The 12,462-nt window shown below is 65.9% G+C and carries 5 protein-coding genes and 2 pseudogenes; all 7 read right to left on the reverse strand.

Translation table 11 applies throughout. The annotated features are described in order from the left end of the window. Nucleotides 1-56: 56 nt before the first annotated feature. Nucleotides 57-2,398 (reverse strand): annotated as a pseudogene (locus AC0IX7_RS09280) (GH92 family glycosyl hydrolase). 22 nt (nt 2,399-2,420) lie between these two features. After that, nucleotides 2,421-3,866: a glycoside hydrolase family 125 protein gene (locus tag AC0IX7_RS09285; protein WP_471811528.1), complete on the reverse strand. Its 1,446-nt coding sequence runs from the start codon at nt 3,864-3,866 to the stop codon at nt 2,421-2,423. Nucleotides 3,867-3,880: 14 nt separating this feature from the next. Beyond that, nucleotides 3,881-6,141, reverse strand: a pseudogene (locus AC0IX7_RS09290) (GH92 family glycosyl hydrolase). Nucleotides 6,142-6,266: 125 nt separating this feature from the next. Beyond that, nucleotides 6,267-7,361: a glycoside hydrolase family 43 protein gene (locus tag AC0IX7_RS09295; protein ID WP_471811530.1), complete on the reverse strand. Its 1,095-nt coding sequence runs from the start codon at nt 7,359-7,361 to the stop codon at nt 6,267-6,269. Nucleotides 7,362-7,443: 82 nt separating this feature from the next. Then, a complete protein-coding gene (locus AC0IX7_RS09300; protein WP_471811532.1) occupies nt 7,444-9,246 on the reverse strand; it encodes a TonB-dependent receptor in 1,803 nt (600 codons plus the stop codon). A gap of 391 nt (nt 9,247-9,637) precedes the next feature. Next, nucleotides 9,638-10,495: a TonB-dependent receptor plug domain-containing protein gene (locus AC0IX7_RS09305; RefSeq protein ID WP_471811533.1), complete on the reverse strand. Its 858-nt coding sequence runs from the start codon at nt 10,493-10,495 to the stop codon at nt 9,638-9,640. Nucleotides 10,496-10,798: 303 nt separating this feature from the next. After that, on the reverse strand, nt 10,799-12,130 hold the full coding sequence (locus AC0IX7_RS09310) for an ROK family transcriptional regulator (protein ID WP_471811534.1): 1,332 nt from the start codon (nt 12,128-12,130) through the stop codon (nt 10,799-10,801). Nucleotides 12,131-12,462: the final 332 nt, after the last annotated feature.

A 12,462-nucleotide genomic window follows, 5' to 3' on the forward strand; every position in this document is an offset into this window, starting at 1 on the left:
CCTTGCCGGCGAACGGTTCAGCGCCTCGGGAACGTCGTTCCCGAGGCGTCTTTTATCTATCGCCGCTTAGGTTCGAACGACGGCGGTTCGAACGAGGGCGGCCGGTCGCCCTTGGCCGTGCCGAACGACGACGGCTTCGGTCCCATCGTGAACTCCAGCTCGCCACCCTTCGCGAGGTCGGCGTGCGCGATCCAGTTCCGGGTCCAGGGCTTGCCGTTCCAGCGGACCGACTGGACATAGGGGCTGGCCGGCGCATTGCCCTTGGCGACGACGCGCAAGGTGCGCCCCGCGCCGAGATCGACCTGAGCCGCGTCGAACAGCGGCGAGCCGAAGACATAGACCCCGCTGACCGGATCGACCGGATAGAAGCCGAGCGCCGACAGGATGAACCACGCGCTCATCTGGCCGCAATCGTCGTTGCCGATGACGCCGTCGGGATCGGCCTTGTACATTTCGGTCAGCAGGCGACGCACCATCGCCTGCGTCTTCCACGGCGCGCCCGCATAGGCATAGAGATACGCGGCGTGCTGATCCGGCTCGTTGCCGTGCGCATATTGGCCGACCAGCCCGGTGATGTCGGGCGGCGCATTCTTGGGGAGCGTCGACGGTGCGGTGAACAGCGCGTCGAGCTTTTTCACGAACCCCGCATCGCCGCCGAACAGCGCGATCAGGCCATAGGCGTCGTGCTGGTTGAGGAATGTCGCCTGCCACCCGTTCGCCTCGGTATAATCACGCTGCTTCTCGGGGTTGTGACCCAGCTGGATCGGGTCGTAATCGACCCACCAGCTGCCATCGGCGAAGCGCGGTCGGGCAAAGCCGATCGTGGGATCGATGACGTTGCGGTAGTTGAGGCTGCGCTTGCGCAGCGCGGCGGCGTCGGCCTTGGCGCCTGCCGCCTCGGCGAGCACCGCCATCGCCCAGTCGTCATAGGCATATTCCTGCGTGCGGCTGACCGATTCCCACGTCTTGTCGGCGGGCACAAAGCCGAGGTCGTAATAAAAGCCGCGGCCGAGCGTGCTGTCGATGTCCGGGAAGGTGCGATCGAACGCGCGCCTGCGGATCTGCGGCCAGGCGGCGGCGTAATCCGCCTCGATCCCCTTGGCGCAGGCCTCGGCGAGTACCGACACCGAATGCCAGCCGATCATGCACGCGGTCTCGACGCCCTGCAGCGGCCAGACCGGCGATCCGGTCGGGCTCTGCACGGTCTGGCGGACGAGATCGCGGGTGAACTGCGCCGCCTTGTCGGGCTGGACGAGCGTGAGCAGCGGATGCAGCGCGCGATAGGTGTCCCACATCGAATAGGTGCTGAATGCGGGCTCGGCGGCGGTCGTCTGATGCACCTTGCGGTCGAGCCCGACATAGCGGCCATCGCGGTCGGTAAACAGCGTCGGCGAGAGGAAGGCGTGATACAGCGCGCTCGCCATGATCGTGCGCTGTTCGGGCGTGCCGCCGTCGACGCGGACGCGGTCGAGTTCGGTCTGCCAGATACGCGCTGCCGAGCGCCGGACCGCATCGAACTTCCAGCCTGTCGCTTCGCCCTGGAGCGCGGCCTTGGCGCCGGCGACGTCGACCGCGGAGATGCCGGTCTTGATCAGGATCGGCGAGCCGCCCGCCTGGTCGAAGAAGAACGCGACCTTCAGGCGGTTGCCGGTGACGCCCTTGGCACCCGCCGGTGCCGGCGTGTCGTCGTCGCCGAAGAACTGGACGCGGTCGGGTTTGCGCGAGAGCTGCATCGCGAAATGGATGCGCCGGCCCTTCGCCCAGCGGTGGACGCGGCGGCTGCCGGTGAGCATGCCATCGGGGAGAGCGCCAGCGAGGCCTCGTCGATCAGCGTGCCCTTGTCCCAGACGTCGAGGATCATGTGCGCGAAGTCGACCAGGATGTGGCCGGGGCCTTGCGGGAAGCTGTAGCGGTGGTGGCCGGTCCGCTCGGTCACGGTCAGTTCGGCGAGCACGCCCGATTCGAGCTTCACGCGGTAATAGCCGGGCTCGGCGAGCTCGTCGGTGAAGCGCTGGCGATAGCCGTCTTCGGGTTTGCCGAGCGCGCCGGGTTTCAGCTGCAACGGTCCGCGCGTCGGCACCACGAGGACGTCGAGCATGTCGCCGATCCCGGTGCCCGACAGATGCGTGTGGCTGAAGCCCATGATCGAGCCGTCGTCCTGGTGATAGCCCGAGCACGCATCCCAGCGGCTGTTGTCGGTATCGGGGCCGAGCTGGACCATGCCGAACGGCAGCGACGGACCGGGATAGGTATGGCCGTGGCCGCCGGTGCCGACGAACAGATCGGGTTTGCCCGCGACCGGGCGCTGGCCCTGCGCCTGCGATGCGGCGGGCAGGACGCCCGCGAGGCCGGCGAGCCCGGTGGTGGCGAGCACCTGGCGGCGGTTGGCGGTGGTCATCGTCTGTCTCCCGGAGTCCGTGTCAGTAGCGGGCGGCAAGCAAGGCGGGCTTGCGGCGCTCGAGGTCGAGGATCAGCTCGCCGAAAAGGCCATTGGCCCACGCGAACCAGTGCCGCGTGAACTTGGCCGGATCGTCCTTGTGGAAGGATTCGTGCATGAACCCGGTGCCGCCATGCGTCGTCTTCAGCCACGCAAGACACTGGCGGATCACGGCGTCGTCGTCGCTGTTCATCGCGTGCGTGATGATCGACATCGGCCAGATCATGTCGAGCCCGATATGCGGGCCGCCTATCCCGCGCGCGGCGGTGCCGGTGAAGAAATACGGGTTGCGATCGCTCCACGCGAGCGCGGCGGTACGGCGGAACAGCGGGTCGGTGCGATCCGCTGCGCCGAGCAGCGGCAGGCCCGACAGGCTCGGCACGTTGGCGTCGTCCATGAAGATCGCATTGCCGAAGCCGTCGACCTCATACGCCCAGACCTCGCCGCCCTGCCCGTCCGGCATCCGGCCATGTTTGCGTAGTGCCGTCTCGACCTCGGTCGCCAGCGCCTCGCTGTCGGTCGCGCCTGCCGTATCGCCGCGCGCCTCGCGCTGGACCGTCGCCAGCATCCGCAGCGCGGACACCGCGAACAGGTTCGACGGGATCAGGAACGGATAGAGGCACGCGTCGTCCGACGGGCGGAACATCGAATGGATCAGGCCGACTTTCCGCGTCGGGGCGCCATAGCCTTCGAACATGAGCGTCTCGGTCGGCGAGACGTTCAGGCGCTGGAAATGATACGGGCCCTTGCCGTCCTTGCGCTGCTGTTCGCGGAAGGTCGCGACCGCGCGGCGCATCGCCTTGGCCCAGAGATCGTCGAACGGCGTCTTGTCGCGCGTCGCGGTCCAATAGCCGTGCGCGAGCCGCATCGGATAGCAGAGCGAGTCGATCTCCCATTTCCGCTCGGCGACGCCCGGCTTCATGTCGGTCTGGTCGGTCCGTGCGCCGAGGTTCGACTTGGCGGTCGGATCCTCCATGAACGCATTGGCGTAGGGGTCGATCAGGATGCACCGCGCCTGCCGTGCGATCAGCCCGGTGAAGACACGGCGCAGGCCGGCATCCTTCGGCGCGAGGTGCACATAGGTCTGCATCTGCGCCGAACTGTCGCGCAGCCACAGCGCCTCGATATCGCCGGTGATGACGAACGCATCGGGCTTGCCCTCGGGTTTGCCATCGCCCGTGCCGACCTTGACGGTGGTGTCGAGTGTGTTGGGGTAGCAATTCTCGAACAGCCAGGCGAGTTCGGGGTCGGCGATCTTCGCCTTCACGCGCGCGATCTCGGCCTCGACCGCAGGGCTGACGAAGTGACGTTGCGCACGCGGCGGTCGCTTGCTCACGAGGGGCGCGGCGGCGGCGGCGGCGCGCGGGAGGCTGGCGGTGACCGCCAACGCGGCGGCCCCGGTCATGACGTCGCGACGACGAAAGCGCATTCCGGTCTCCATGATCAACGTCCCGCCACCGGTGCGCTCATCGAGAACGGCGCATCCGCCTTCGCCGCACCCCAGGCGGTGTTCGGCGTCGGCCCCATCACGAACCGCAGCGTGCCGCCCTGCTGCAACGCCGCGCGGGTCAGCCAGGGCTTGTCGTGCGGGGTACCGTTGAAGCTCGCCGACTGGATGTAGACGTTGCCGGGGCCGTTGTTCGCCGCCTCGATCGTCAGCATCTTGCCGCCGGGCATCGTCAGCTTCACGGTCTGGAACAGCGGGCTGCCGATCGCATATTGCCCGACCGCAGGCGTGACCGGATAGAAGCCCAGCGCCGAGAACACGTACCACGCCGAGGTCTGGCCGTTATCCTCGTCGCCCGGATAGCCGTCGGGCGCGGGCGAGTAGAGCTTCTTCATCACGTCGCGGACGTGATATTGCGTCTTCCACGGCGCGCCGGCCCAATCGTAGAGATAGGTCATGTGCTGGATCGGCTGGTTGCCGTGCGCATATTGCCCCATGTCGACGATCTGCATCTCGCGGATCTCGTGGATGGTCTGCCCGTAATAGCTGTCGTCGAAGATCGGCGGCGTGGTGAAGATCGAATCGAGCCGCTTCACGAACGCCTCGCGCCCGCCCATCAGGTCGGCGAGACCCTGCACGTCCTGCATCACCGACCAGCTGTAATGCAGCGCATTGCCCTCGGTGAAGGCATCGCCCCATTTGTACGGGCTGAACGGCGTCGACCAGCTCCTGTCCTTGTTGCGACCGCGCATCCAGCCGCTCTGCGCATCGTAGAGCTTGCGGTAATTCTGCGCGCGCGTGGCGTAGAGCTTCGCATCCTCGGTCTTGCCGAGCGCCGCCGCAAGCCGCGAGATCGAGAAGTCGGCGGTGGCGTATTCGAGCGAGCGCGCGGCATTCTCGTTGATGCCGACGTCATAGGGCACATAGCCGAGGCGGTTATAATATTCGACGCCCTCGCGCCCGACCGCGCCGACGACCTTGCCCTTCTTGTCGACCGGTCGCCCTTGCGAAGTCGTCGCGTTCTTGACCATCGCCTCGTACAGCGTCTCGACGTCGAACCCGCGCACGCCGTTGAGGTACGCGTCGGCGATCAGGTTCGCCGAGTTCGATCCGATCATCACGTCGCGGTGGCCGGGGCTCGCCCATTCGGGCAGCCAGCCGGACTCCTTGTAGGTGTTGACCAGCCCCTGCATGATCTCGCTGTCGCGCTCGGGATACATCAGCGCGAAGAACGGGAAGACCGCCCGCCACGTGTCCCAGAAACCGTTGTCGGTGTATAGGAAGCCCGGGTGCACCTTGCCGTCGTACGGGTTGTAATGGACGGTCTGGCCCTTGCCATCGACCTCGTGGAACATGCGCGGGAATTGCAGCATGCGGTACAGCGCCGAATAGAAGATACGGCGGTTGTCGAGATTGGGATCGGTGACCTGGACGCGGTCGAACTCGCGCTGCCAGATCGCCTTGGCCTTCGTCTTGGTCTGCTCGAACCCGTCGCCACCGATCTCGCCGCGCAAGTTTCGCTCGGCCTGTTCGAGGCTGATGAACGAAGACGCCACCTTGACGCCGACCTGCTCGCCCTTGCGAGTCTTGAAGCTGACGACCGCGCCGACATGATCGCCCTGGCGCGTCGGCGTCGCGGTGACCTGCCCCTTGCCGTCCCAGGTCTGGCTGACGGTGAAGTCGTGGTCGAATTCGGCGACGAAGTAATTGTGGAAATTATCGGGCACGCCGCCGTGATTGTTGCGGACATAGCCGGTGATGCGGCGCTTGGCCTTGTCGATCGAGACCATCGAGCCGCCGGCATAGCCGTCGAGGATGATGTGCGCGTCGTTGCTCTGCGGGAAGGTGAAGCGGAACTGCGCGGCGCGGTTGGTCGGCGCGACCTCCGCCGTCACGTCGTAATCGGCGAGATAGACCTTGTAGCTGTACGGCCGGCTGTCCTCCGCCTTGTGGCTGTACCAGGACGCGCGTTCGTCCTCCTTCACCTTCAGCGCACCGGTCGTCGCCATCAGCGAGAACGCGGCATAATCGTTCATCCACGGACTGGGCTGGTGGGTCTGCTTGATGCCGTTGATCTTGTTCGCGTCGTAGTGTAGCCCCAGCCGCTGTTGGTCTTGCCGGTGACCGGCGTCCAGAAGTTCATGCCCCACGGCACCGCCACCGCGGGATAGGTGTTGCCATAGGATAAGGTGTAGTCGGAATCGGTCCCCATCAGCGGGTTGACCAGATCGACCGAAGGCTGGTCCTGCGGCTGCATCGCTCCGGTGGCTGAAGCGGCCGCCGCGCTGGCCTTGGTCTGGGCCAGTATCGGCGCGGGCGCGACGAGGGCGAGCGACGCGATCGTCGCTACCGTGCCGCGCAAATTGGCGATCACCCTGTTTCTCACATCGCTCTCCCTGAAGATTGTGTCGGCTTCTGCACGCCGATCGGTCGCGGCTTGACGCCCGCATTGGTCATCACCACCGGCTCGATCCGACCATCGGCGGCAAAGACCATCCTGTCGATCGCGATCTGCCGGTGTTCGCCGCGATCGGTGTCGAGCGGGCGGCGGTGATAGGCGATGTACCAGTCGTCGGTGCCGGGCACGTTGACGACCGAATGATGCCCGGCGCCGCGCGCGATGCGAAGGTCCTGCGACAGGATCTTGCCGCGCGGCGTGAACGGCCCGGTCGGTCCCGGCCCGGTCGCATAGGCGACGCTATAGTCCGGGCCGGTCCAGCCGCCCTCCGACCACATCAGATAATAGACGCCCTTGCGCTCGATCATGAACGAGCCCTCGACATAGCCGGGCGGCGTCACTTCCTTGTATTTCGATCCGTCCGCGAACGGCAGGATGCGTTTCAGGTCCGCGCTGAGGCGGACGACGTTGCAATGCTTCCAACCGCCGTAGAAGAGATAGACCTGGCCGTCCCGGTCGCGAAACGCGAACGGGTCGATCGGTTGCGCACCGTTGTGGAAGGCGCCGACCAGCGGCTTGCCGATCGCATCCTTGAACGGACCGCCGGGCCGATCGCTGACCGCGAGGCCGATCCCGCCAAGCTCCGCATCGCTCTGGATGTCGTTAGCGCTGAAGAACATATAATAGCGGCCATTCGCCTGGATCACCGACGGCGCCCAGATCGCATAGGCCGCCCAGGCCGCGTTCCGCACGTCGAACACGTGGTCGTGCTTGGTCCAGTGCACCAGATCGGGTGACGAGAACGCATTGAAGAAGGTCTGCATCCCGTAGGACGGACGCACCGTCTTGCGCTGGCGGGCGAGCTTTTGCGCGGCCGAGAAGCGGCTGGTGACGTCGGGCTTGCCGTAATGGTCCGAATAGGTCGGATAGATCCAGTAGCGCCCGGCGAACACGCGGATCTCGGGATCGGCATACCAGCCGGGAACGATCGGGTTCGACGCGCTGGCCAGACCGCACATCAGCAGCGCGGACGCGGTCAGCGCGATCCGAACCCCACGCCGCCCGCGTGTTTCACCCACGCCCTTCGACGTGGCGCCGCGAGAAAGGGAGGGCAGCGCCGCGAAGGCGCCACCCGAGAGAAAAGCCGGTTGTGCCAAGTCATCAGAAGTTGAACGAGACGCCCACATAGGCCCGGCGACCGAAGTAATTCCGGTAGGTGAAACGGTCCTTCGTGTCGTTGCCGAGATGGCGGCTTTCCTCGGCCTTGGTGAGGTTGATCACCGAGGCGGTGAGGTTCAGCCGGTCGGTCAGCGCATACGCCGCGTTGAGATCGACCTGCGCGTAGGGATCGGTGTATTCGTTCAGGCCCGACTGCAACCCGCCGACGACCTCGCCGCGCCGGTTGTACGATGCACGCAGCAACACCTTGCCATGTTCGTAGAAGACCGAGGCGTTGACCTGGGTCTTGGCGCTGCCGACCAACGCGGACGAGCCGACCTTCTGGCCGTCGAGCGTGACGTCCGCCACCGACGTGTCGTTATAGGTGAAGTTGACCTGCGCGCCGAGACCGAAGGGCAGCGTGTGCTGCGCGTACAGCTCGACGCCCTGCGACCGCGCGTTCGAACCGTTCGCGACCGTCGAGTAAGGCTGGATCAGCTGTTGCGTTCCATTGACGTCGCGGGTGACGTTCAACACCAGCGGGACGACGAAATCGGAGACGTCCTTACGGAAGAAGGTCGCGCCGAGCACCGAACCGCGACGGAAATACCATTCGATGCCGAGATCATATTGCCACGCCGAGAACGGATTCAGATCCGAATTGCCGCCGCTGCCCGACCAGCCGGCGAACTCGCCGAACTGGCCGCGATCGAACGCATAGGCGTCCGAGCGGAAGGTGAGCGAGCGCTGTGAGCCGAGATCCGCGAAGGACGGCCGGGCGATGACCTTGGCGACCGCACCGCGGACAAGGAGGTCGGGCGTGACCTCGTACGATACGTTGAAGCTCGGCAGCCAGTCCGTGTAGGTCTTCGACTGGTCGGCGCGCGTGTTGACGATCGTCTCGCGCACGCTGAGCGGCAGGACCTGGCAATTGCCGTCGGGGCCGAGCGGACGGTTGGGATCGGTCGGGCCGCCGGGTCCGTTGACGCAGTAATCGTTGAGATACTGCAGGCGATCGGAGGTATTGCCCGACTGTTTCGTGTTGGCCATGCGGAGACCAATGTTGCCGCGAAGACCGCCCGTGCCGAAATTCGCCTGGGCATAGCCGGCCCACACCCGCTCCCCCAACGAATAGACGAAGTCGGGTTCGTACACCCGCACCGCCTGGCCATAGGTCGAGTTCAGATAGCTCAGATATTGTTCGAAGTTGATGCCCGGGACGGTGTTCGCATTGAAGCCGCCGTTGATGTTGCCGATCGGCTCCGCATAGAAGAATTCGGGCCGCGCGACGGCGCCGGCGGCAGTATCCTGATAGCGGAGCAAGGTCGCGGGATCGGCATACCAGTCGTTGCGACCGGTCTCGCGGCCGATCTTCAGGTCACGCCATTTGGCGCCGATCTGCACCGATTTCAGGAACCCGTCGAAGCGTCGCGTCAGATCGAGCTGCGCATAACGCTGGCCGAGGTCGCTGTTGACGAAGCTCGACCCGGTCGAGCCGACGTCGATCTGCGCGATGCCGTTGCGGATGTTGTTCTGGATTTCGGGCGAGAACTCGAAATTGGCGATGCCGTCCGAGATGTCCCAGTTGCTGACCAGATTGCCGTTCTGCTCCTGCCCGGGGTGGTCAGGCGCGGCTTGGCGGCGACGTTGAAGCGGACCGAGGGACCGCCACTCGACTTGGTCTTGCCGAGTTTCAGGACAGCATCGAAACGATCCTGGCTGTATTTGACCTCGGTCTCGAACGTGTTCGAAACCTGTTTCTCGCGGCTGTACGTGCCGGCGATCTGCGGCGTTTCCATCGTGCACGGGGTCGCGCGGGCGAGGCAGCCCGTCCCCGGCGCCGGCACCGCGAAGTTCGCCGACTGGAAGATCGTCCCGCTCTTGTCGAGCGTCGCGCCGGTGAAGAAATCATTATAGCCCCATTCGGGGATCTTCAGCACGTTCGAGGTGAAGTCGCTGGAATAGCCGAACCGGAAATAGTTGGACGTGACGGTGACGTTGTCGAACGGGCGGAACTGCGCGGTAGCCTGTACGCCGTACCGCTCGCGCTCCTGGTCGAAGACTTCGGCATTGACCGACTGCGGCGCCCAATAGCCCGAATAATGCGTGCCATCGCGCGCGGTCGTGCCCTGCCCCGGCCAGTAGGAAATCGCGTCGTCGTTCTCGAAGGCCTTGCCGTTGACGTCGGTCGCGGGTGTCAGGACATTGCCCTGCGCGTCGCGGTCGCTCCACCACAGCCAGCTTTCCGACGAACTGCGCAGTTCGCGGTTGGTGCGCTTTGCCAGACGCCGCCGACCAGCAGGCCGAACGTCTCGTCCTTGTTCTTCCACGAAACCTGGCCGCCGAGCTGCGGCTCGTATTTCTCGGTAGTGTCCGAATAGGTGCCTTCGGCAGACACGAAGCCCGACCAGGCGGGCACGTCGAACGGCCGCCGCGTGTTGAGGATGATGGTGCCGCCGACGCCGCCTTCTTCGAGGCGCGCTTCGGGCGATTTATAGACTTCGGTGGAGGCGATGAAGGTCGACGGAAGCAGGACGTAGTTGAACGACCGCTGCGGCTCGCCACTGTCGGCACCGGCGAGGAAATTGCCGTTGAGCAAGGTGAGCGTCAGGCCCGACTGAAGGCCGCGGATGCTGACGCGGCTGCCTTCGCCGCCGTCGCGGGTGATGACGACGCCCGGAACGCGCTGCAAGGCGTCGGCGACGTTCTTGTCGGGGAACTTGCCGACGTCCTCGGCGGTGATGACGTCGACGAACGCGTTGGCCTCGCGCTTCTGGTTGAGGCTCTTCTCGATCGAACGACGATAGCCGGTGACGACGATGTCCTGCCCGGCTTCTTCCGGCTGGACGGTACCGTCGGCCTGCGGCGCGCCGTCGGGCTGGATGGTGCCGGCAGCCTGGCCGGATTCCGCGGTTGCGGTCGAGGCGGGCCCAGTTGTGGCGGGCGCAGTCGTGGCGGGCGCAGTCGTGGCGGGCGCAGTCGTGGCGGGCGCAGGCGTGGTCGGCTGGGGCGGAGTTGCGGGGTCGGCCTGGGGCGCGACGACCGTCGGCGGCACCGGCGGCGCGGCCTGTTGCGCGTGGGCGGTACTGGCCAGGGCCGCAGTAAGACTGACCGTCGCCAGCAGACATGGCCGACGGAAACGATCACGCACTATGCTTGAACGCGAGACTTTGCTTACGGTCATCAGACTTTCCTCTTCCTCGCGAGGACGCCTGCGCCCCCTCGCTTACCCCTGCGAATAGCGCGCCTGCCCACCGTTTTCGGTTGGGCCGTCCGGTTGAATCGGATCCTGTCGGCGTGCAGTCTCGACGCCGCTATTTGCCAATTGTAAAAGCAAATTGTCAAATAGATTGTTCGGCTAGTTTTGGACCGGCGTGGCCGTAACTCCACCATCGGCGGGTCGGCGCCGGGAAAGTCTGTGGGAAATCATCGCCGGGACTGGAACTGGCTGACGTATACGTCGGCGGGCTGGGTCAGTCCGCGGGCGCGGAATCCTTCCAGAGCGCGCCGGCCTTGGGCAGCAGGAAATGGCTGAACGGCAGGATCGCCGCGCCGACCGCGGGCGCGTCCTCCGACAAGGCGGCGCGGCGGACGGGGCGATCTGCGGCGCGTCGGTCGCGTCGCGGATCATCGCATTCACCCGGTCCGCGACCTTTTCGACGAGTCGGCTGGGAAGGCGTCCGCCGATCAGGATGACCGCCGGATTGATCAGGCAGTTGATCGCGTCGAGCGGCGTGCACAGCGTCCGGGCCGCGCGTTCCACCCACTCGTCGAGGCAGCGCTCGACCGCGGGGCTCCACTCGGCCTGGTGGAGCACGTCGCCGATAGCGAACGCTGAACCCGACAAATGCGCCGCCAACCCCGACAGCGACACCAGCGTCTGCACGGTCTCGCGACCGCCCGCCGCCGCCGTCCCTGCTCCGGCTCCCGCCCCCGTCGTCATGAAGCCGAGTTCGCCGCTGCGCCCGTGCGCGCCGCGGACATAGGCGCCGTCCGCGACGAAACCGCCGCCGAGCCCGGACGAGACGAGGATGTAGAAGAAACTGCTGTAGTTCTGCCCCAGACCAAGCTGCATCTCGCCGGTGGCGGCGGCGGCGGCGTCGTTCTCGACGAACACCGGCAAGGACAGCGGCTTTTCGAACAACGTCGCCATGTCGATCCCGTCCCACGCGGCATAGGCCGCCGGACGACCCGGCAGCGCGACCCGCCCCAGGTCGTCCGGCCGCGCGACGCCGATGCCGACGAGCTTGGCGGGATCGACCTTCGCGCTTTTCAGCAGCGCGCGGACCGAGCCGCGAAACAGATCGCGGACGTCGTCGGGCAAGGCGAAGTCGATCTCGATCGATTTGCGCGCCAGGATCTCCGCGGAGAAATCGACCAGCACGATGGTGATGTGATCGCGGTCGATGTTGACGCCAATCGAATAGCAGGCGTCGCGCCGGACCACGAGCTTGGTCGGCGGCTGTCCGCGCCCGCCACGGCGTTGCCCGGCCTCCTCGATCATGCCCTCCTGCAACAGGCGGCGCGTGATATTCGCGATAGCGGGCCCGGTCAGCCCGGTGATCCGCGCCAGATCGACGCGCGTCAGCGATTTGCCGAGCCGGATGGCGTGGAGCGTCACGCGTTGATTGTGATCCGCGGCACGTTCGAGATTGGTGCCCGACAGGCGCGGCGGCGTCTGCTCGGTCACGCGCGGCGATCCGGATGGAGGGTGTGCGGCACGCGGTGTGAGAGGTTAGCTGCCGATAGTCGACGGCGTGGTGCGCGTTGCAGGGTCATACGAGCAAATCCTTGTCGGGTGCGGCCAGCACGCGCAGTATGTGGTCCTGGACGTCGCGCACGGCCCGTCGACCCGTCATCAAGACCATCACTTGCGCCCCCACCCCAAACTGCTCGTTTGAATTATCCAATTTGATGTTCTAATCCTCTTCGGCGGTTGCGCAAGAGCTGACATCTAGTCCGGCCGACGACCCGACCGCGGAGGAAGCAGGAGCGTGCAGATTATGGTTCGTCCCGCAACCA

This window comes from Sphingomonas sp. AC411 (genome assembly GCF_979253035.1).

Excerpts from the sequence above, each read along its gene's own strand:
- AC0IX7_RS09285 (WP_471811528.1), bottom strand. The coding sequence starts at position 3,866 with ATGCGCTTTCGTCGTCGCGACGTCATGACCGGGGCCGCCGCGTTGGCG.